At 47.9% G+C, this 22,106-nt stretch carries 21 protein-coding genes and 1 tRNA gene; 17 read left to right on the top strand and 5 right to left on the bottom strand.

Features of this window, described 5'->3' with window-relative positions; all coding sequences use genetic code 11:
• Window positions 1–153 precede the first annotated feature (153 nt).
• The 10 genes from IPI86_RS01270 to IPI86_RS01225 all read left to right on the top strand — a co-directional run bounded on the left by IPI86_RS01270 (window position 154) and on the right by IPI86_RS01225 (window position 9,631).
• Window positions 154–546 (top strand): hypothetical protein, encoded by a 393-nt coding sequence (locus IPI86_RS01270; RefSeq protein ID WP_345296161.1) that lies wholly within the window; start codon window positions 154–156, stop codon window positions 544–546.
• Window positions 547–747: 201 nt separating this feature from the next.
• Window positions 748–2,031, top strand: coding sequence for a hypothetical protein (locus IPI86_RS01265; RefSeq protein ID WP_345296160.1), 1,284 nt, complete (start codon window positions 748–750; stop codon window positions 2,029–2,031).
• Between the two features lie 808 nt (window positions 2,032–2,839).
• Window positions 2,840–3,172, top strand: a complete 333-nt coding sequence (locus tag IPI86_RS01260) for a DUF3597 family protein (RefSeq protein ID WP_345296159.1) — start codon at window positions 2,840–2,842, stop codon at window positions 3,170–3,172.
• Between the two features lie 668 nt (window positions 3,173–3,840).
• On the top strand, window positions 3,841–4,353 hold the full coding sequence (locus IPI86_RS01255) for a GNAT family N-acetyltransferase (RefSeq protein ID WP_345296158.1): 513 nt from the start codon (window positions 3,841–3,843) through the stop codon (window positions 4,351–4,353).
• A gap of 59 nt (window positions 4,354–4,412) precedes the next feature.
• On the top strand, window positions 4,413–5,375 hold the full coding sequence (locus IPI86_RS01250; protein WP_345296157.1) for a GNAT family N-acetyltransferase: 963 nt from the start codon (window positions 4,413–4,415) through the stop codon (window positions 5,373–5,375).
• Window positions 5,376–5,551: 176 nt separating this feature from the next.
• Complete coding sequence (locus IPI86_RS01245) at window positions 5,552–6,394, top strand: CPBP family intramembrane glutamic endopeptidase (protein WP_345296156.1); 843 nt, start codon at window positions 5,552–5,554, stop codon at window positions 6,392–6,394.
• Between the two features lie 237 nt (window positions 6,395–6,631).
• Window positions 6,632–7,084 carry a nuclear transport factor 2 family protein gene (locus IPI86_RS01240; RefSeq protein ID WP_345296155.1) on the top strand — a complete coding sequence of 151 codons (453 nt, stop codon included), beginning with the start codon at window positions 6,632–6,634 and terminating at the stop codon, window positions 7,082–7,084.
• Between the two features lie 85 nt (window positions 7,085–7,169).
• Complete coding sequence (locus IPI86_RS01235; RefSeq protein ID WP_345296154.1) at window positions 7,170–7,664, top strand: hypothetical protein; 495 nt, start codon at window positions 7,170–7,172, stop codon at window positions 7,662–7,664.
• 110 nt (window positions 7,665–7,774) lie between these two features.
• Window positions 7,775–8,182: a VOC family protein gene (locus tag IPI86_RS01230; RefSeq protein ID WP_345296153.1), complete on the top strand. Its 408-nt coding sequence runs from the start codon at window positions 7,775–7,777 to the stop codon at window positions 8,180–8,182.
• A 222-nt stretch (window positions 8,183–8,404) separates the two neighbouring features.
• Window positions 8,405–9,631, top strand: a complete 1,227-nt coding sequence (locus IPI86_RS01225; RefSeq protein WP_345296152.1) for a hypothetical protein — start codon at window positions 8,405–8,407, stop codon at window positions 9,629–9,631.
• Window positions 9,632–9,705: 74 nt separating this feature from the next.
• Here IPI86_RS01225 and malQ read toward each other — a convergent pair whose 3' ends face one another.
• The 5 genes from malQ to hisS all read right to left on the bottom strand — a co-directional run bounded on the left by malQ (window position 9,706) and on the right by hisS (window position 14,538).
• A complete protein-coding gene (gene malQ, locus IPI86_RS01220) occupies window positions 9,706–11,211 on the bottom strand; it encodes a 4-alpha-glucanotransferase (RefSeq protein ID WP_345296151.1) in 1,506 nt (501 codons plus the stop codon).
• The gene (locus tag IPI86_RS01215; protein ID WP_345296150.1) at window positions 11,208–12,632 is read right to left on the bottom strand and encodes a glycogen/starch synthase; all 1,425 of its coding nucleotides are present in this window, start codon (window positions 12,630–12,632) and stop codon (window positions 11,208–11,210) included. Before IPI86_RS01215 ends, malQ begins: the two co-directional genes overlap by 4 nt.
• A gap of 63 nt (window positions 12,633–12,695) precedes the next feature.
• A tRNA-His gene (locus IPI86_RS01210) sits at window positions 12,696–12,767 on the bottom strand.
• A gap of 31 nt (window positions 12,768–12,798) precedes the next feature.
• Window positions 12,799–13,263: a GNAT family N-acetyltransferase gene (locus IPI86_RS01205; RefSeq protein ID WP_345296149.1), complete on the bottom strand. Its 465-nt coding sequence runs from the start codon at window positions 13,261–13,263 to the stop codon at window positions 12,799–12,801.
• A 3-nt stretch (window positions 13,264–13,266) separates the two neighbouring features.
• Window positions 13,267–14,538: a histidine--tRNA ligase gene (gene hisS / locus IPI86_RS01200; RefSeq protein WP_345296148.1), complete on the bottom strand. Its 1,272-nt coding sequence runs from the start codon at window positions 14,536–14,538 to the stop codon at window positions 13,267–13,269.
• Window positions 14,539–14,783: 245 nt separating this feature from the next.
• Between hisS and IPI86_RS01195 the strand changes: the two genes are divergently transcribed.
• From IPI86_RS01195 to IPI86_RS01165, 7 genes are all read left to right on the top strand, one after another.
• Complete coding sequence (locus tag IPI86_RS01195) at window positions 14,784–15,584, top strand: class I SAM-dependent methyltransferase (protein ID WP_345296147.1); 801 nt, start codon at window positions 14,784–14,786, stop codon at window positions 15,582–15,584.
• A 37-nt stretch (window positions 15,585–15,621) separates the two neighbouring features.
• Entirely contained in the window at window positions 15,622–16,254 is a 633-nt protein-coding gene (locus IPI86_RS01190; protein ID WP_345296146.1) for a PIG-L family deacetylase, read from the top strand.
• A gap of 108 nt (window positions 16,255–16,362) precedes the next feature.
• Window positions 16,363–17,079: a toll/interleukin-1 receptor domain-containing protein gene (locus IPI86_RS01185; RefSeq protein ID WP_345296145.1), complete on the top strand. Its 717-nt coding sequence runs from the start codon at window positions 16,363–16,365 to the stop codon at window positions 17,077–17,079.
• 55 nt (window positions 17,080–17,134) lie between these two features.
• Window positions 17,135–19,408: a hypothetical protein gene (locus tag IPI86_RS01180; RefSeq protein ID WP_345296144.1), complete on the top strand. Its 2,274-nt coding sequence runs from the start codon at window positions 17,135–17,137 to the stop codon at window positions 19,406–19,408.
• Between the two features lie 103 nt (window positions 19,409–19,511).
• Window positions 19,512–20,159 (top strand): toll/interleukin-1 receptor domain-containing protein, encoded by a 648-nt coding sequence (locus IPI86_RS01175; RefSeq protein WP_345296143.1) that lies wholly within the window; start codon window positions 19,512–19,514, stop codon window positions 20,157–20,159.
• Between the two features lie 256 nt (window positions 20,160–20,415).
• Complete coding sequence (locus IPI86_RS01170; RefSeq protein WP_345296142.1) at window positions 20,416–20,868, top strand: hypothetical protein; 453 nt, start codon at window positions 20,416–20,418, stop codon at window positions 20,866–20,868.
• 118 nt (window positions 20,869–20,986) lie between these two features.
• The gene (locus IPI86_RS01165; RefSeq protein ID WP_345296141.1) at window positions 20,987–21,994 is read left to right on the top strand and encodes a WD40 repeat domain-containing protein; all 1,008 of its coding nucleotides are present in this window, start codon (window positions 20,987–20,989) and stop codon (window positions 21,992–21,994) included.
• Window positions 21,995–22,106: the final 112 nt, after the last annotated feature.

Here is a 22,106-nt window from a genome sequence, read left to right as displayed (position 1 = left end):
GTTAATGAACATTGTTGAATCTAAATTTCAAGAATTGCATGGCGCAGTTTGCTGGAAAGTAAATTGGGATGCCAACCTCAACTTAAGCATGAATTTCGGGCGACCCTCTTTGAGTATTCGTGAACCGCGAAAAGTGAAATCAAGTAGCAAAAGATGAGTGATTCTTTCAAGTACAGAAGTGTAGCTCTGCATGGGGAATGGTTTTTCTGGATATTAAATGGTTATTGGAAAGTTTCCATAAAAGATTATGACGAAGTGACAGGTGATACTTCATACAAAAGAAAAAACATGGCTCTTACTCGTTTAGATGGTCAAAAATTAATTCATGCCAGTGTTGATCCACAAACATCGACAACGCGATTGGATTTCGACCTCGGTGCTATACTGTCCATTCGACGAATAAGCATAAAAAACGATGGGGATATTTGGTCTCTTTATAAACCCGATAATTCTGTTTTGTCTGTGCGTGGTGATGGGAAATACAGCGATGATCCCGGCGAGACCGAATCTGGGAAAAGTAATTGGAAACCCATTGTCACTTTATGAACAAAAACTGCCTAACACCGCGTGCACTGGACAGGTGGACGCCGCATTTTCACGCACTTTCAAGCATTTTCCCAGCTTCGAGTTTATACTGCTCCCAGGCAGAGTCCACGCCCGCCCACCAGCAGGTAACGCAAACCGTTAGGCACACCAGTGCACAACAAAAGTCACAAGTAAGACAAAGAAAATTCAAAAGGGAAAAGTATGAAACAAAAAGTTATCTTTTTTATTATCGCAATCATTTTGACGGCTTGTTCTTCAAATCCTTCTATTACATCAACTGAAGTTCCATCAGTCGAACCTTCCAAGACTACTATTGCTACCCTACCAGCATTACCCACAAACACATCCGAACCATCCCCCACCGTCACGCCTATTCCAATAGGCGGGGGACAATTGCTCGTTGCATTTTATGCATCTGGCAATTGCGGCTCGTGTATCATAATCGGAGATTTTTTCACGGGGGAGGTTTTGTTCAAAATACCCCTCTCGGCAGACTATCAAACTGGAAATATTTTCTGGTCTCCTGATGGAAAAAATATTCTTTATTCCGACCCCGCCACATCCAGGATGAATGTTCTTTTGTTCAATTTGGAAACAGGAAAATCTAAAAAATTAGGCGATTATCCACCCAAAGGCGGCACACCAGAAATAATAAATTCCCTAAAATATGTTAAATGGTCATACGACAGCGAATACGTCATGTATGATGTGCTTTGGGAAGACGGTCAACTTCAAAAATCTTATTTTTCTACAAAAGATGGGACATCCAATTCTTATGAAAGCGGGTTTACTAACTGGTTTCCCGATAGCAGAACAATGTTTTCAATTTATGGCGGCAAAGATTCATACAACGTAGAGTCCGCAACATTCGCGCCAGTATCTACGGGCATATTAAGTAAATTTAATGCCGTACAGGTTCTGCAAGATTTTATTATCTTGGAAAAGGATAAGGCAAAGATATCAGCCATTCCATTTCCGTCAAACTGGAATGACGCACTTGCTTGGCAATATGACACGCTCAATTCACAAATTGTTACTCTCGCTACACTTTCCAAAGAAATAAAAAACGGGAAAATTCACGTTTCAATTGCCGAAAAAGTCAATGATAATAAAATCGTTCTAATTGGATATGTAACTATTTCAGATCAAATTTCATACTTTATGAAACTGATTGATTTACAAAACCTGCCTGCCGAGATACAACCAGATGATATTTTTCAAGAATGGGGTGATATGCCGCTTATTGTCTCGCACGACGGAAAGTATTACTTAAAAAGTTTTTGTACTTTTATAGAAAAATGCCCAAATTACAGCCCAAACTACAAAGATGGGATTGTCAGGGGGTGGGGATTTCAGGTTGTAAGTTTTGATGGTGTTGAACAAGCACTTCCAACAAATTTGTCTCAATTTAAAGAAGTGACAAAAGTATTTATCTTTAGCACCAGCAATGGCTTGCCAGGCGGAATCGCTTTTTATTGGAAGTAATACCCGCCCCAGCGCAGGTAACACCAACTGTTAAGCACGCCCCTTGTGCAACGGAATACAATCATTGCATAATAATTTTTTATGTTTAAAAGTCGCTAATTCAAGGACTAAATACTTACATTCTAAACAAGGGGGGGGGTATGAAAAAGTATATCGTAATCTTGTTAGTGGTTATTCTCTCTGCTTGTAGTAATTTACCAATCTCTAATACTCCTCAACGCCTCTTACTTTCCCGTTACCAATACATCCATCCCACTACCGCAGACAGCTCTAAAAAATATCTACAACAATTCAAAATATGGATATTCATTAAATTATCCAGATACTTACAATATCATTGTTGTAAGCGATGAGTATGTCGAGATTGGAAGCAAAATTACGGTTGAGGTCATGACTGTAGACCCAACTGCACCTCGTGGAGATGATGGCTCCATTCCAGGCACAAAATGTTTTTTGCACGATATCAAGAAAACGAGATGAGGAATATATTGTCTACCAACAAGTTTACTATTCTCAAGATAAACTCATCACAAACTAAGAGAAATTGGCTTTCATTTGTATGCATTGCACAGTGATCCAACAATCAAAAACCACCTAACACAGCGCATACTAGGCCCTTCGACAAGCTCAGGGCAGGCTGCTGGGGACATCAAGTTGAGAGTATCCACTTTTATTCCCTCAAATCAGGTCAATAATTGCTCCTGCCCCCCAAGTGGTGGAGTTCAACACTCCCCGGTCGATGGATGCGGACGAGGAGTGTCTATTGTATGATCATATTGAATAACACATAACCTAAAAGGAGTGTAATATGAGCATATTTACTGATATCTTCAACAAAATTCTTGGAAAGATCAAAGGCTTGGTTCCCGGTGCCAATACCATATCCGATGTTAACCTTACCGCCGAACTCGATAAACTAGCAAAGGGCAGTGGTCTTGAATGGAAAACTTCCGTTATCGATTTTTTGAAGTTGATCGGCGCAAACAGCAGCAGGGAAAACCGAGATGCACTGGCAACCGAGTTGGGTGTTGACGCTAGTTTTAAAAGCGGAAGCGCAGAGAAAAACGAGTCGCTACGAAAAGCTCTCTTCAAGAAAATTGCTGCAAATGGCGGAAATATCCCTGGTTCGCTTTTAGACTAAAAACAAAGATATTCTTCAGCTTGTCTGCTTTTCTAATAAAATACCCACCTTTATGAGGCGGGTATTTTTTGTTTACAGAGTGCTTTTACTTCAAACTGACCTGGGAAGTATTTCCTCAGCAAATAAAATATGTCGAACAGCGTTCACTGAATAGGTGGGTTTGCCGCCCCACTTCGCGTCGAGTATATTTCTGACTTCGAGTTCTGCTCCCAAACAGAATCCATGCCCACTCCAGTGTCGCAACCAGCAGAGCAAGTTCGCGGATGCAAACCGTTAGCCTGTCCGTGCCAAATAGATCTGCTTGAAAAGCAAAAAAAATATACTAAAATAGTTATTAAAAGGGATTTTGCAAAAGGAACAATCCCATGATTGAGTTGCATTACCTCAGTACACTTCGCAAAATTTGTGCCCAGCTGAACAATTGTCAGAACAGTTGGGTTGTTACAGGAAGTTTAGGAATGGCTTTGCAAGGCGTGGATATTGAAGTCCACGACATAGACATTCAGACCAACCAGCATGGGGCCCATGGAATGGTTCATTTCTCAGCTTCCAAATAGATACGCTCTTACTTTGGCTCTTTAGAAATAGATGGCATCAAGGTCGAAATCATGAGTGATATTCAAAATTGTTAGTAAAGACACATATCAACTTTACAAAGGATTCCTTGCTTGAACTCAAAACTCACTCTCGTTAAACATCGTCTTGCAAAAACGCCAGTCATTACCAGCGACAGGCTCACTCTAAAAGAAATCGAGTCCCATGACGTTGCTTCAATAGTGGATATATCGGTATATAACGGCGTCTTCGCGACGAATACAACGGAAGCCATTAATGTCCTCGAACAGATCAACGTTGACGTTAGGAATGGCAAATCGCTGCATTGGGGCATCTTCTTGAAAGACTCATCCGAACTTGCAGGAACTTGCGGTTATTATCGCGGGTTCGACCGAAACAAAGGTGAAATTGGCTATATTTTACGCCCCTTGTATCGCGGTCTCGGCATTATGACCGAAGCAGTCAAACTCATTGTCGCTTTTGGGTTTGACACATTGAAACTAGATACTATCATTGCATACACCAGTCCTACAAACTCAGAGTCCATGGCTGTTCTGCAGAGAGCAGGTTTTAAAAAGGTAAAAAGCAAACATGCCGATCTTAAATTCGAACGACACCATCCTTAACAAACCTTTGTTGGCATTTTCTACGCGTCAGCCGTTTTCCTATAACATGGACAAAGAAAATGAAGATCCTTCCAACCACACCCGATCATTACCCAGGAATTGCTACGCTCTACAATTCTGTTGACCCGGAGCTACACCTCTCCGCTTCGGATTTCATTGAGGGAGACCGATTGCGTGACCCAAAATTCAAGACTCAGCGCTGGGTTGCCATCGAGAAAGATGAGGTCATTGGGGCAGGTTATTTCACACAGTCCAATTGGTTCGCCCACCCTCAAAAATTCATGATTTGGGTTGGAGTGCACCCCAAGCATCAGAAAGGTGGCATTGGCTCCGCGCTTTACGAAACCATCATGCAGGGGCTACAGCAATTCGATCCTCTAGCAATACGAACCCGCACAACCGAAGACCGCCCCCAAAGTATCCGTTTTCTGAAAAAGCGCAGTTTTCAAGAGGTCATCCGCGATGTTCCTTCCGAACTAAATGTTCAAACCTTTGACCCGACTCACTTCGCAGGGTTGGAGGATCGTTTTCGAGATAATGGCATCGAAATCAAAACACTCTCGGAGTTGGAAAATGACCCCGAACGAAATCAAAAACTGTACGATCTAGATTGGGAAATCAGCCTGAGTGTGCCGGGAGATCTGGCAGCTGGCATCGGACGAAGAGGACTTGAAAAGTATGTCGAATATGCCATCACAGGACCTTCTGCTCTTCCAGAAGGTTTTTTTGTCGCGACAAAAGGGGAAGAATTCATTGGTCTGAGTCATCTTTTATTATCCGAAAAAAATGTTTCCCTTTATCAAGGCTTGACGGGGGTTAAACCTCAATATCGGCACCAAGGAATTGGGTTGGCGATGAAAATACGGGCAATCGCATATGCCCAGTCTAGTGGGTACGTCCTCATCAAGGCGGAGAATGACGCCAAAAACAAACCGATGCTGGCTATGAATGAAAAAATAGGCTATGTACGGAAGCCCGCTTTAATTACCTTTGAAAAACAATGGCAACTCACGGAAAAATAACCGAGGCTTGACCAGTATCCCAAAAGTACATCACTCTCAATGATTCGTACGCCAAAGAATATTCCATATAATGAGCTTTATCCACATCCACCCGCTTTGCAAGTAACACAAACTGTTGGCTGCCAAAGGACTATAATTAACGGACAATAAGGCGAAAATCAACAAGAGGAATCCAAATGCAAAAAATGGGCATGCAAATATTATGGTCTGTTCTCTATGGGATACTTGGAGGTTTGATTTTTCTCTTGGGTCTAAACTTTTTGAAATCAATTCCCGAGAAATTTCAAGATATTTACAAGATCGGTTTGCCAATCCCCTTTCTGATTATGTATTTCTTATCGCAAAGATATCTTCCAAATCAAAAAAACGTTTTCTGGGCTTTTTTCCTGGTTTCTATGGGCTGGATGTTGGATTTCTACCTGACTGGAAGATTTAAAGATCTATTTTCCTTGAACGCCAAAGAATTATCAGGCTTTGCATACACAATGGTAATCAGTACATTACTGGTTTCCCTGCCGGTGATCAGTGGCTGGTTGATTTCAAATCAAGAACTATCCACAATTTATCTTCAATGGAGTGAGGGGAATTGGGGAATTATTGTTGGCCTCATAGGATTTTTACTCCTTGGCGGATTTGGAGTCTTACAAGCATTAGGCCAGGGTTTGGAAACCAAGGTAATTGGAGCAGCAATTCCAATGATGTTAGTTTTTAGCCTTGCAAACGGATTTAGGGAAGAACTAGTGTATCGGGCAATATTCTTAAAAAGTTTCCAAGAAAACATCGGCGTTATCGCCGCCGTATTTGTGACAACATTGGTATTTACTCTAGCGCACATCGATGTCAGCTACACACCAGCCAATTTAATTATCTTCACGATCGCGTTAGTTATGATTGGCGTTATCGGCAGTCTGATAATGATAAAAACTGGAAGCCTGATTGGGGCCGTACTCTTTCATGCTGGAGCAGATGTAGCGCTAATTATCGATTTGCTGTCATCTCATCAATTAATACTAAAGTAAGTTCTTATTTTTTACATCTTATGGTTACGATACAGGACTAACAAGCAGAGCCTAGGTCCACTCACCTCTTTCGTGGGCGTAAGGCGCTCATCACTCGGCTTCAGGTGAGATTAAAAGACCATCATATTTGGGGGTTGCAAAAATGCAGTTTTCCGATTTAGAATGCGAATCTATAATTGCCTATACCAACAAATAACGCAGGTTATAAACGCCATCAACATTTCAAGGAGAAGTTTTATGACATCCGTCCAAGCAGACATTGCAACACTAAGTACTCTCAACAAGCGTTTCATTCACAACTTTGTCACAAATGATGTTTCATCACATAACGCCATCCTGCATCCCTTATTTAGAACCATTGACACACAGGGCGGCCACATGGACCGTGCTTCATACTTAGAGGAATGGGCAACCGGTTTTGACCCTGGTGTCATAACATATTGGGATATGCGCGACGAGCGAATTACTCTGATAGGGGATGTTGCACTAGTGAGCGCCACAAACAGATGGACTCGAGTCCGCAGCGATGTAGAAATTCAAGGAATGACATGCTACACGGACACTTATATCCGTGCTGGAGAAACCTGGCTGTGCATTCTCGCGCAACTCACATCGGTAGCGCCTCAAAACTACCCACCTGATGAAACTATCATTGTCAAATATCTGCACGGAGTACTCCAGTCGTCATAGCAGGTAAACACAAGCCATTAGCCTGTTTGATTTTCATACTCAACTCAACAAAGAAGCAGTTTTTTGTTTTTAATATGCAATCGCCATGAGTAATCAAAATATCGTAATTCCGTTAAAGCGATTCCTGCTCGTCGAACAATGCCCTGCATCCTGGAAAGGCCTGGATCTATATCTACTACGAGACGAAAACGTCGTATTCTATGTTGGCCAATCTTTTCTTGCCTTTGCCCGCGTCTGGGAACATTTGATTAGTGGTTTCAAAGGCCACTCAATGGTCGGCCGTTTTGTCTGGTGTAATTGGCCAAAATCAATGAGCTTTACGATCGAATTATTGAGTTCACAATCCGAGCAATTCAGTGTTGTTAGAAATGAATTAAATGCTTCTGAGCGGTTACTTATCCAGCGCTGGTCACCCTGCCTCAATATATCGCACAACAGTCAACAAACGCCTTTGCCTGATTCTTATTTACCGCCTAATGCTCCATTCAGGCGCAGAAGAAGCCTGAATATGCTAATCCTTGAGGCAGAGCGAGTGGTAAAGGCAGAAGATACACAACTTTGGTTACAGGATTTAAAATAGCACCCTCTGCAACCCACAGCAGTGCCCAGATGATGAAAGTGGAATTCGCCGCGTTTTTAGTCAATTCAAGCCGCTGACGTTGATAATTTACGAAAAAGGATCCAACAAATATGTCGAATCAAAATCATCCTGTGATCGAATTGCGTGTCGCGGTCACAACCAACGACTATGAACGTCTGGTTAAATTCTATTGTGATGGACTCGGGATCGAACCTGCCGCGATCTGGGACAACGGCCAGGGACAGGCGCTGATCCTCAACATGGGCAGTGCCACCCTTGAGATATTCGACGAAACACAAGCACAGACGATCGACCAGATCGAAGCAGGCAAACGAATCAGCGGACAGATTCGGTTCGCACTTCAAGTGCCAGACCTAAAGGCAGCCATGGAACGTCTGCTTGCACATGGAGCGACGCTGGTTCACCCGCCCATTGTCACCCCATGGGGCGATACCAACGTTCGGCTTCAAGACCCTGACGGAATGCAGATCACATTGTTTCAAGTGTCTGACAAATAAATTTGGAGCAGTGCAAATTAAAATTTTCATACCCAGATGCCAAACCAGGATAGGCGGGCTACAAGGTGCACGCCGATTCGCGTTGAAAAAGAATCAGCTCATATTGTATTCACCTCCAATAAAATGTATACTAAAAAAGGGAGCCACATTTGATTGGAGGTGAATGGCAAAAAATACATTTCCCAATTGTCTATAAACTTTTAACATACAAAGGAGGTATCCATGTTTACCAGATGCTTTGCCAATATGTTTGTTCTATTGGCAATGGTATTAGCGACTTTCGGAACGCCAGTTTCCGTATTGGCCGCGACACCCAATGGCGTGGATCACCTGCGCGGCCGTTGGGATGGGGAAATCGCAAACCTGCGAGGCGATAACCAGTCTTTCACACTTCTACTAAACAAATTCGAATCAGATCCAAACGATCCACTAACTGTGATCTATGGAGGATGCATAGCTGTGGGGCAGAACGCCTATTACACACCAATATCAGCTCAAGTGCTGATTACTGGCAATGAGCAATTTGCCCTGACTCTCTTTGGAACCGCCGCCACGAATTCCGAAGCCTTCGTAATCAAACTGGTCGGCACAGGAAGCACATCTGCCGCAAAGGTCAAAGATGATCTTGCCAGCGGCACTTGGGAAACCGCTGACCAGCAAGGCAATTGGTCAGCAATCCACCACGACCGCCGCAACCCCAAATGCCCTGCTGTTCAGGTAAATAACAATTTGTTCTTTCACCCAGATGTGTATGCAGGCGTAAATATCAATTCAGATGAAGAAAGGAATGAAGGCACCCTCCTGGAGGGCTACACCAATATTGTGTCTTCGGGCATGAAGGTCGAGGCGCCTGACGGAAGTTTTTTGACAGTCCCGTTCTACACAGACCTGTTTTCACCCTTTGTGGATTTCATCAATGAATTCCGTTTCCTGACCAACCTGCCTGGACTTCCCCAAACAAGCACCAACTATCGCTTTACTCTGCTCGATGCTTTTGGACAGCCGATACCTGGTTCAACGACAATTGACAATTGGTTTGGCTGCACAATGGGACCACCGCAAAATGTATCAACAAGCGTTGATACAGCAGGCTTGGGGGTCACCTGGGATCCAGTCACACCCGCGCCCGGATTTGACCCAGGCGGCTCGCCCCAACTAGGGTTCTATCAAATCGAATTATCTGGATACTTTGGCTCGAACGGTATCAAAACAGCCGCCCACCTCATCCCATTTGCGGACTTTGGCGGATTCGCATTGGGCACTCCAGATGGATTTGATAGCGGCATGGCGCTCGATCAATTTGCCGACGGAGTTTATGCCTTCGAAGTGATCGCATTTTCTGAACCTGCCCCAGGAAGCGGGGGAGTTGGATTGGAATGTCAGATCCGCGATCAGCGCGAACAAACGCTCTTTGAAAAGGCAGGCACTGTGTACACGATTCTGCCCTAATACAAGTACAAATTTTGGGGGATAAAACAATTCTCAAAACAGATAAACAAAGCGCCTCTTTCGAGGCGCTTTGTTTATCTGTAAGTCAACCAATTCAAATCCCGCAGTCTCGCGGCGATGTCTTCGCGCAGGTCTTGCTCACCCATGCGCCATTCCCAGTTACCGCCGAGTTTACTGGGGAAGTTCATGCGGGCTTCGCTGCCGAGGTTGAGCAGGTCCTGCATTGGAGTAATGGCCATTACCGCAACGGATTTCCAGACCCCACGGATCAAGTCCCATGCAAAGTCGTTACCATCCACGCCAAGATAGCGTTGGGCAAATTCTCGTTCGTGGGCTGCGGCATGCTCGAACCAGCCGCGTGCGGTATCGTTATCGTGTGTGCCTGTGTAGGCCACGCTGTTGGGAACATAGTTATGCGGCAGGAAAGGATTATCCGGGCCAGAAAAGGCAAACTGCAAAACTTTCATGCCGGGCAGGTCAAAAGCAGCGAGAAGTTCGATCACATCGGGAGTGACAAGGCCGAGGTCTTCGGCGATCACAGGCAGGCCCGTGCCGTGTGTAATCAAGCCATCGCCGAGAAATTTATCGACGGCGCGGAAAAGGTCTTTACCAGGACCCGTGACCCAGCGGCCAAATTCGGCTGTGGCATGATCGGCTGGGATCTCGTAATAACCAGCGAAACCGCGGAAATGGTCAAAGCGTAAAATGTCGAAGATCTGCAGGGACGAACGCACACGCGACAGCCACCATGCATAGCCTTCCTTTTTGTGTACATCCCATTTATAAAGCGGATTACCCCACAATTGCCCCGTCGAAGAAAACTCATCCGGCGGCACACCCGCCACGACAGTTGGATTACCTTCCCGATCCAAATAGAATAACTCGGGATGCGACCACACATCGGACGAATCATAAGCGACGAAAATGGGAATGTCACCAATGATCTGAATTCCGCGTTCATTTGCGTAGGTGCGCAGCTTGTTCCACTGGCGGAAAAAGATAAATTGATAAAAGGCATAGCGCGTGATGCTTTCGCCAAGCTCTTTTTGTGCCTTGCTCAAAGCGGTCTTCTTTCTCTTGCGCAGGGCTTCGGGCCAGCCGTTCCAGGCGCCGCCGCCGTTGGCTTCCTTCAAAGCCATGAAGAGGGTGTAATCATCGAGCCAGGAGGCATTTTCAGCGCAGAAATAATCGAAGGCCTGGCGCAAATGCTCGGGGTTGGATTGGTAGCGGGAAAATGCCTTTTGCAAAAGATCAAGCTTTTTTGGAATGAACAGGCCAAAGTCCACTTTTGAGGCGGGCAGGTCTTTCATCCCATCGAGATCTTCCTGAGTCAATAATCCATCAGCAAAAAGATCGTCAGGGCTGATCAAATATGGGTTTCCCGCAAAAGCGGAAAAGGCTTGATAAGGCGAATCGCCGTAGCCTGTGGGGCCGAGCGGAAGCACCTGCCAGAGCTTGCAGCCTGTTGAAGAAAGCCAGTCCACGAATCGAAATGATTGCGGACCGAGGTCGCCGATGCCATAGGGGGAAGGCAGGCTTGTTGGGTGAAGGAGGATTCCAGAGGAGCGTTTGAAGGTCATGATTTAATGAGGGAGAGATAGAGATTGAGATATTGCCGCGCAGAGTTTTCCCAGGAGAAATCCTGAGCCATGCCAGCACGTTGAAGGGACTGCCATTGTTCGCGGTTTGCAAAAACTTTCAGGGCGTTCTTGACCGCTGCCACCAAAGACAAATGATGCGCCTTTTCGAAAACAAAACCCGTCACGCCGTGACGGACGGTGTCGTTCAACCCACCCGCCGCGCGGACGATTGGGACGCATCCATAACGCATGGCGATCATTTGCGAGAGGCCGCAGGGTTCATAACGCGAAGGCATGAGGAACATATCGGAGCCCGCGTAAATTTGACGCGCGAGTCCCGCATCGTAACGTGTTTCAACTTTGATTCGTTCAGGGAAAAGCTTTTGCAATTTCATCGCCGCTTCTTCGAGCTTCGGGTCGCCTGTCCCCAAAATGACAGCCTGCCAGTTCAAGCGTTTCATGGTGTTGAGTGCGCTAAAGGCGAGGTCTACACCTTTTTGAACATCCATGCGCGAGATGATCGCAAACAGGGGTATCTCAGATTCTTGGGGCAGCCCAAGCCTGGCCTGTAAAAGGTTTTTATTGGCGGCGCGTTTTTCAAGTGTTTCCAGGGCGAAATTCACACCGATGGCAGTGTCCGTTTCAGGGTTGAAAGAGTCGGTGTCCAATCCGTTAAGAATACCGCTCAACGTTTCGTGGCGCAGCTGCAAAAACTCATTCAGGCCGCAACCGTATTCCTCAGTGAGAATCTCTTTTGCATAAGTCGGTGAAACGCCCACGATCGCATCAGACGACCACAGGCCGAGCGGCAGGGGCATTACGCGCGCCCAATCGGGCAGGTCGGTTTGGGCCAGCTTCAAGCCGTAGCTATTCAAAATTTCGCTCACATCGGGGCCCATAAATGGAAGGTTGTGCAGCGTGAGCACAGACGCCACATGACGCGCACCTTCCTCCCAGCGTTTGGTCAGCGAGTAATACAGGCTCAATGCGGTATGCCAGTCATTGCCGTGAACCACATCGGGAAACCAGTTGATCTGGCGGGATAATTCAAGTGCAGCGATGGAATAAAAGGAATATTTCTCGGCATCCAGCTTTGCATCCAGCGAATAGACCGAGCCATTGGCGCGAATCGCGTCGCCGTTGATAAAGTAAACGGGCATGCCCTTCAAGGTTGTTTCAAACGCCTCCACCTGGACCTCGGAGCCGCCGCGCGGAATCGAGAACATTCCCACAGGCTTGAGGTTATCGGCTTTTATCACCGGGTGGTACGGCAGCACAAGGCGCACATCCAACGTGATCTCATCGTTCGAGAGGGCACGCAAAGCACGTGGTAGGGAACCAGCCACATCGCCCAATCCCCCCACTTTGATAAAAGGTTCGGCTTCCGCCGCAAGGAAAAGTACGTTGATAGTTTTTGGCATGGGTGCTATTTTACCTTACATAAAGACCCCAAAGGTTTTCACTACCTTTAGGGTCTTTCGAGGGGTGCCTGAAGGGTTTCGAACCCTCAACATCTACAGCCACAGTGTAGCGCTCTGCCATTGAGCTACAGGCACCATATTTGAAGCGGCAAAATTTTACCACAATTCACCGCAGATTCAACACCGCGAGGGTCTCGCCTTCCAGCAATTCCCCAGGTTCCACGAAGCCCAGGCTGGCATATAGTTTTCGCGCGCCTTCATTTTCAGGCTCATAACTAATGCCCACGCTCTTAATTCTCTCGTCCGCACGGAAGCGACCCAAAGTCAGCGTCATGATCTCGCGGCCATATCCTTTGCCTTGAAACTTCTCATCCACCATCAGGCGCAAAATGAAAGCCTGATACCGCGAATGATTGAAGTTGAAACAATACATCAAAAAGCCGACAGGCTTTTCACCGTCATACGCGCCGAACGGGAACAAATCCCAATGACCTTCATCATCAAACCCAAATTGCGCCTGGGCAATGGAATATAGATTCGATGCCACAAAATGGCTTTGATCCTCGCGCACCTTCAACTTGATCAGGGCGCGCCAGTTTTCAGCCGTAACAGGACGAAGTGAAATGGACATGATTTAGCCGACTATTTTTTGGATCTCAGAAACGACCGCTTCGCGCTTCACTGTAACCTGCTCGCCAGTCATCAGGTTTTTGATCGCCACCTGAGCATTGGCCGCTTCGTCAGGGCCGATCGTCAGCGCAAGTTTGATCTTCATCTTGTCTGCAAACTTGAATTGCTTTTGCAGTTTCGCTGGTTCAGGAAAGACCATGGCGTTCACGCCCGCATCACGAAGCTGCGCTGCCAATTCAAACGATTTCAGCCACATTGATTCGTCGAAGACAGTCACCAGAACCGCGGCAGGCGTAGGGACAAATTCAGGCAGAAGGCCAGCCTCCTGTAAAATGATGCCCGCCACCACATCGCCCATTGCAAAGCCAACGCCTGAAAGCGGCTGTCCGCCCACATCAGCCAAGAGGTTGTCGTACCGTCCACCGCCCATGATCGCGCGTTTCAAAGAACCGCTGGTCTCGAAGGCCTCAAAGACCGTGCCCGTGTAATACAAGAGACCGCGCATGATGTTCGGATCGAATTTCACATAGTCCCTGACACCCAACGCCTCCAGTGTGGCAAAGAGACGCACCAGTTCATCGCTGTTTTTCCATAAATCGAAATTGCCGAGAATGTTCTTCAAGCCATCCAATTGTGCCTGACTTAAGCCAAGTTCAAGCGCGTACGCATCCCATTTGGCAGAGTCCATTTTCGTGCGTCGGTCAACGAGGTTGGAAACGTCGAGTCTTTTTTCAGCGACGATGCCGAGGGTATCGAATTCAGAGTCCATGAGGCGCCGATTATTCACGTAAATGGCAGCCCGTTCCGGGGTCAGCCCGACCGAGCGCAGGAATGTCGCCGCAACAGCGATCAATTCCGCATCCGCTTCGGGAGAGTTGACTCCCAGCATGTCGATATTCCATTGAAAGAATTCGCGCGAGCGTCCCTTTTGCGGTTGTTCGTAGCGCCAGAACGGACCGAACGACCACCAGCGCAAGGGGTAGGTCAATTCGCCCTGCTTCGCCGCGATCATGCGCGCGAGACTTGGCGTGAGTTCAGGGCGCAGGGTGACAAAATCACCGCCGCGATCAGTGAATGTGAAGGATTGCTTCTTGACAAGCTCCTCCCCCGATTTCGCCGCGTACAGATCGATCGGTTCAATAAAGGGTGCGTCCCATTCCTGATACCCAAATTTCTGAGAGGCTGCGCGGACTTTTTCATAAATGAAATTCCGCAGCGCCATCTGCTCGGGATAGAATTCTCTCGTGCCTTTTACAGGTTGTATTTTGCTTGCCATATTGACTCCAGTGCGCGAATTTTATCATGAGTAATCCCCGCCGAACGTAGTCAAAGGCACGGACAATTCGACAGATATTTTTATAAAACCTGTCCTTCGACTGCACTCCTCGAAAAGGAATCGTCGTTCCGCTCAGGACAAGATTACCGCTTCAAAATTCAGTTACTGAATTTTGATTTTGTTTTGGTATAATCACAAAACATTTTATAAACGACTGTAGTCGTCAATACCAACCAGGAGACAAAATGAAAATTGATTATCAGGAACCCAGCAAAGACCTGTTGATGCGCATTGACATCCACGAAAAATACGGTTCGGCCAATATCGATGTTTGGACGAACGACCTGCTCAAACCCCAGGCTGGCATGAAAATTTTAGATGTAGGCTGCGGCGCTGGCAAACTGTGCTTCCTTTTCAATGAATACACCAAGGGCGGCGCACAGATCACAGGCGGTGACTTTTCGAATGAACTGCTCGATAAGGCGCGCGAGAAAAACAAAAACACAGGCGCGAACATCGATTTCCAGTTTTTGGATTTCAACCAGCCCTTTAACTTTGCGGATAACACCTTTGACCTGTGTACCAGCGCATTCGCCATCTACTACGCCTCTGATCTGGACTTTACATTTGGTGAGGCTCATCGGGTGCTAAATCCAGGCGGACGGCTTTTCGTCTCCGGACCATTGCCCGAGAACAAGCAGATGTTCTACGACATCATCAAGGAAGCCACCGGCGCCGCCATCCCGCCCATGCCTGGGTCATCGCGCTTCAAGGGCGATATTTTCAACACCATCGACGGGATCTTTGCGAAGACCGAGTTGCACAAGTTCGAGAACCACCTCACCTTCCCCGAGGTGTCTCCGTTCATTGATTATGTCCGCGCCTCGCTGGGCGAAGACCGCAAACTGTGGACATCCATGTTCAATGGTAAGGATGAATACGAAGCCTTGATCGGCAAGATCGAGTCTGTGGCTACACGCTGGTTTGAGCGTGACGGCAAACTGGTGATGACCAAGGTCGTTGGCGGCATTCTCGCGACCAAATAGTAAAACGGATTGTGAAGCGGAAAGCGGACAAAAACGGATGAATTTTTACGGTAAAAAAGTGCTCTTCCTTGGCGCGCATCCCGACGATATCGAGTTGGGATGCGGTGCCTTGCTTCATCACATCGCCAAAGAGACCGACGTTCTGTGTGTCACGCTATCAGACAATCAGAAAAACCCCGACTTGAGAAACGTCAAAGGCGAGCACCTCAAATCCATGAAGATATTGGGAGTGCCCGAAGAGAAGATCATTCTCGGCCCGTTCACCACCCGCGTCTTTCCTGATGCACGGCAGGAGATCCTCGAATATTTTCTGAAACTGCGTAAGGAATTCAACCCTGATCTGATCTTCACTCACTCAAAACAGGATGTGCATCAGGATCACAACACCATGACCGATGAAGCCCTGCGCGCGTTCCGCGGCATCACGGTTCTGGGGTTTGACGTCGTACGCTCCTCATACGGGTTTTTTCCACACTTTTTGGTGGAAGTCACCGAAGAGGATGTGAATGCCAAGATCAACGCCCTGGCTGAATACGAAACCTACCGCGACCGCTATTATTTCAACTCCGAGTTGACCCGCTCGATCATGGTCCGCCACGGGGCGCTGGCGGAACGTCCGCTGGCGGAGGGATTCGATATTTTGAGGATCGTAGGCAGTTTCGAAAAATAACGACGGCATGGTACATTCGGCTACGATACATTGATTGACAGCAGTGGTGTGAAAACCTATAATCAAATGAAAGGGTGGACAATGAAAAAATTAGCAAGGAGATTCTGCATGTCAAATTACGAACAGACCGTTTTTATTTCGTACGCATGGGGCGGTGAACGTGAAGAAATTGTCGATCAAATTGACAAAGCTCTGCAAAAACGCGGAATCAAGATCACGCGTGACAAGCGCGACCTGGAATACAAGGGATCCATCAAGGAATTCATGGAGCGCATCGGGCAGGGCAGCAGCGTGATCGTGGTCGTCAGCGACAAATATCTGCGCTCCCCCAACTGCATGTTCGAGTTGATCGAGATCGCAGAAAACAAACGCTTCCACGACCGCATCTTCCCGATCGTTTTGGCGGATGCAAATATTTACGACCCCGTAAAAAGAATAGAATACGTCAAATATTGGGAAGGCAAGCGGTCTGAATTGGCCGAAGCCATGAAATCCCTGGACCCTGCGAATTTACATGGCATCCGGGACGACATGGACCTGTACGACCGCATCCGTGATAACATCTCGGGGCTTTCCAGTGTTTTAAAAGATATGAACGCCCTCACCCCGGAGATGCACAAGGATTCTGATTTCGAGGTTTTGTACAACGCCATCGACAAAAGAATGAAGAAAAAAACAGCGGCATCCACAGCCAAAGGACAAAAATCATCCAAGGCCGACAAACCCAAGTCTGCGGATGGGGGAGTCAGCGTTAACAAAATAGAAATTGGCGGCAATGTCGACGGGAAAATCATAATCGGCAACAACAATCGCATCAATGACTGACACGGAAAAAGCATCGAGATCCCGTGAACATACCTGTTAACTTTTAGAGGTCTGCATGGCAAATGTTTCAATCGGCGGCAATGTAACAGACAGTGTAATGGTTTTCGGAAACAACAATTATGTCGTCAAGATCGGGGATGTGAACGGCGGCGTGGTGAACATCATCAAGCCATCCGACAAACCGAAAGTCTCGGCACGCCCCGCGCCCGTGATGTTGAAGCCGCGCGCATTTCCGTCGCTGCTGGATCGCACAGACGAAGCTGAAACCATCAAAAAGGCGGCAGAGCTTTCGGTTCCAGTCTCCGTTTGGGGGAAACAAGGCATCGGAAAAACTTCTTTCATCCGCCATCTGGCACACACCCTTCCCACCAACAGATATCCAAACGGAGTGATCTACCTCAGCGTCTCAAGCCTCGGGTACGAAGACCTGCTTCAGGCTTTATTCGATGCTTTCTTTGAAAGCGACAGCTCCTACAAACCGACCACAGCGGAAATTCTTCACGGGCTGCAAAAAATTTCCGCGCTTATTTTTCTCGACGACCTGCAGGTCGGGCGGGACGAAACCATATCCATTTTGAATGCGGCGCCCAGTTCCACATTTATCCTTATTTCCGCCGAGCGCAGTTTTTGGGGAGAAGGGGAAGCTGTTCAAATACAGGGATTGCCCGTCGGGGATTCAGTGCGGCTGTTCGAAAAGGAATTATCCCGTCCGCTTGAAACGGATGAAAAGATCACGGTGCCGAAGATTTGCAAACTGCTGCAGGGGCATCCGCTCAACATCCTGCAATCAGCATCCCTCGCGCGCGAAAGCGGAAAATCCCTTGAAGCGATCCTCAATGAAATAACACACGAGAAGAAGGACGACAAGACCATGGCTTATATGAGCCTGGCCAATCTTTCCGATTCTGAAAAACAGATCATCGCATTGCTTGCGGCGGCGGGTGGAAATATCGTCGCAGCTGAACACATCAAGGGGATTTTCAAGGGGGACGACAAAAAGTCGGATATCCAAGGGTTGATCAAGCTCGGGCTTGTACAGGCACACAGCCCAAAGTTCAGCGTGACCGATGCCTTCGCCGCCTCCATCACCGCAGCATGGGACCTGTCTTCGTGGCAGGACACCCTGTTGAATTATTCGATCAAATGGCTAAGCCAGCAGCCTTCATCCATGCTGGTGGAGGAATCCACGGACCTGCTGATCCACACGATCAAATCTGCAGGCGCAAGGAAGAAGTGGCGTGAAGTGATCCAGCTGGGGCGCGCGCTTGAAAAATTCCTGGTCTATTTCAAGCGCTGGCAGGCCTGGGCGGATATTTTGAAGTTGATCATCGAAGCGGCAAAAGCATTGAGCGACAGCAAAACGCAGGCCTGGGCATTGCATCAACTCGGAACCCGCGCCCTGTATCTGGGTCAGACCCAAGAAGCAAATTCGCTGCTGACAAAGGCGCAAAGCATCCGAAAAGCCATCGGCGACAAGGCCGGGCTTCGGGTGACAGAACACAATTTAAAAACCATCAAGGGCGGATCGGGATGCGGAAAATTCCTGTCCTGTGCCGTGGCGGCAGGGATCGGGGCCACGGTGCTTGTAGGGATGGCCTGGCTGGTCATTAACGTGCTATTGCCTACGCCTCCCATCATCCTGCCCACGAATACACCTACGGATGTACCAGCGGCCAGCCCCACGCCAACCCGTCCCCCATCCAAGACTCCGGAGCCCGAGCAGCCGCCGACAGTGCCACCCACTTCTACTTTTACTCCGCGCCCCACAAACACTCCTGTGCCAGTCTTGTTGTATGACTTCGTGGAAAGAGTGGACGAATCCTATTGGTTCAAATATTACACAACTTCGGATGGCGAGTTTACAGAAGACCTCACTTTTTTCTATGAGCCTTTCACGCCAAGCCCCGAGTCTTACATTACCCAGTATCAGGACGCCTATACAGGCTGGGATTTCAACGTTCGCTTAATGAATGGAGAATCCTACGACAAGGTTTTACTGAGCTATCCTTTATACGAGTATTTCAAGGTCTTCGGAGATTACACAGTAAAGATCGACAGACCAGCGCCAGAGGCCTACCTTGAGTTGACCGCAGGGTTTAAAGATATCATCGTCGAGCCTGTGGAAGGCGTCATTTTCAGGGTCTATATAAACGGCAAGGTATATATCGAAGAACCGTATTTCTTTGGAAAAGCGCCGATAGAAACTGGAAAGCAAATCCGCCTTTCGAGCGGAACCTACGATTTCAGGCTTGAAGTGGAATCAATGGACTCGTCTCCGTATGATTACGCCACATGGGCGAATGTCAAACTTTGGGACAGGAAGCCATAATTATTCACAAGGAGGGTTTGCATGGCCAAACAGAAAAAACAGGAACAGGCACCACAAGCGGATAATAACGGCATCGCTGTCGGCGAAATTTCCATTGGCGGAGATGTCAGCGGATGCTTTTCTCTTTCTCATCAGCCCTGATTCTGCCACATCCAAAGTCTGCGGACTGGAAATAGACTGCGCTGTAAAAAATGGCAAACGGATTATTCCGATTGTGGTGCGCGAGATCGAGTGGCAGGATACACCGCCTCAACTTGGTCATCTAAACTATATTTTCTTTAGTAGAGATGATGACTTCGATACCGCAGTGAAAAAATTATTGACTGCCATACATACTGACTATGAATGGATGCAGGCACATCGCCGCTTGCAGGTCAAGGCGCTGGAGTGGGAAAGAAACAATCATGAAAATAGTTTTCTGCTGCGCGGCAAGGATTTGCAGGATGCTGAGTTCCAACTTGCCACGAACTCATCCAAGGAACCACATCCCACTGAATTGCAGCGTGACTACATAGATAAGAGCCGCCAGGTCGCTGACAGGCAGCGGAGAATCACAATGGGGATATCCGTTGTGGGGATTATTGCATTGGCAGGACTGGCGATTTTTGGGTTTGTGCAGGCGGGCTTGGCAACTGTGAGTAGAAATGACGCACAAGCAGCAAGCCCTTTAGGAGTTGCTAATAACTCTATTGCTCAGGCAAATGCAGGGAGGCGCTCAAACGCATTAAGCATTATAAAAGCAGGGTGTTAATAATAAATGCAAACTCAAATCCTTCAGCAGTACAAACAAACCTGCTTCTCAGCATTGAGGCGTTTAATTTGGTTAAAGATTACCCCTCTGCTGACCGAATTTCAGCCGAACAATCCATACGTGATTCGCTTTCCCAAATTAGCGGAATCACTTTAAACGAACCCCTGTAATTGGATATTCGAATATCATCTACACCCTTGCCTTCAGCCCGGATGGAAATTGGCTGGCTACAGGGAGCGAGGATGCAACCGTCCGCTTGTGGGACGCGCGCAATCCATCCGCACAGCCCATTTTTCTGAAGGGGGATGAAGGTTCCAATTACACCCCTACCTTTAGCCCGGACGGAAACTGGCTGGCAACGATAAGCGACGATTCTATTGTTCGCTTGTGGGACGTGAATGACCTATCCGTAGATCCCATCGCGCTGAGGGGGCATGAGAGTCCTATCACCACTCTGCCTTCAGCTCCGAATGGAAACTGGCTGGCAACGGGGAGAGATGACACGCCCGTCCGCTTGTGTGATATGCGCCACCCATTCTCACGCCCAATCGTTCTGGAGGGACCTGACGATTCCATCTACACGCTTACCTTCAGCCCAGATGGAAACTGGCTGGCAACGAAGAGCGCTGATCGCACCACCTCGTTTGTGGAACATGCACAATTTGTCTACAGGCCCATTGTTCTACCACTCATCAGGAATCAACGATAAAATCGCTTTCAGTCCGGATGGAAACTGGCTGGCAACGGGGAACGATTTATGGGACATGCGCGATCCATCCGCAGAGCCAATCTTTCTAGGTCTGAGTATAAGTGTGCAAGAGTGTAATATGAAAACTCTCGCCTTCAGTCCGGATGGAAACTGGCTGGCAGGGAGCGATGACAATAACGCCTGCTTGTGGGATGTGCGCGATCCATCATCCGCAACGCCCCCCCTCGTTCTGAGAGGACATCAGGATAACATCACTACCCTTGCTTTCAGCCCGGACAGTAACTGGCTCGCAACCGGGAGTGATGATAATACCGCCCGCTTATGGAACATATCTGATCCTTACACGTACCTAGTCGATCCACCAAAACCCATCGTCTTGAAAGGACATGAAAGTTTCATCGCTACCCTTGCCTTTAGCCCGGATGGAAAGTGGCTGGCAACGGGAAGTTGGGACTCTACCGCACGCTTGTGGAATATGCCCAATACCTCTGTAGAACCTATCGTTCTGAGGGGAAACGAGAACATCGATTATCCTGTCAGCATTTATGCTCTGGCCTTCAGTCCAGACGGAAACTGGCTCGCTACGGGGAGTGATACGGCCCGTCTGTGGGACATGCGCAATCCATCCACACAGCCTATCGTTCTGCAGCATGATGGCATCATTGATACCCTTGCCTTCAGCCCGGATGGAAACTGGCTGGCAGCAGGGAGCGGCAACATCTTCACAGACACCATGTTAAAAATTGGGACCGCCAGCTTGTGGGACATGCGCAATCCATCCGCAGAACCCATTGTTCTAAAGGGGCATGATGATTACATCACCATCCTTGCTTTCAGCCTGGATGGAAATTGGCTCGCTACGGGAAGCGATGACGCTACCGCCCGTTTGTGGGATATAAGCGATCCATCTGCACAGCCCATTGTTCTAAAGGGACATGAAGGCCCCATCACCACCCCTTGCCTTCAGCCCGGATGGAAACTGGCTGGCAACGGGGAGCGACGACACTACTGCACGCCTGTGGGACAGGCGCAATCCATCCGCACAGCCCATTGTACTGAAGGGACACGAAAGCGGTATCGACACCCTTGCCTTCAGCCCCGATGGAAACTGGCTGGCAACAGGTAGCGGTGACCACCGCCGCTTGTGGAACATGCGCAACCTATCCGCAAAACCAATCGTTCTAATGGGGCAAAGGTCTACCCTCTCTGCTTTTAGTCAGGATGGAAATTGGCTGGCA

This window comes from Candidatus Villigracilis affinis (genome assembly GCF_016705895.1).
In the GTDB taxonomy this organism is placed as follows: Bacteria; Chloroflexota; Anaerolineae; order Anaerolineales; family Villigracilaceae; genus Villigracilis; species Villigracilis affinis.
Note: the sequence above shows the minus strand (reverse complement) of the source record. Positions and strands in the feature narration are given on the sequence as shown.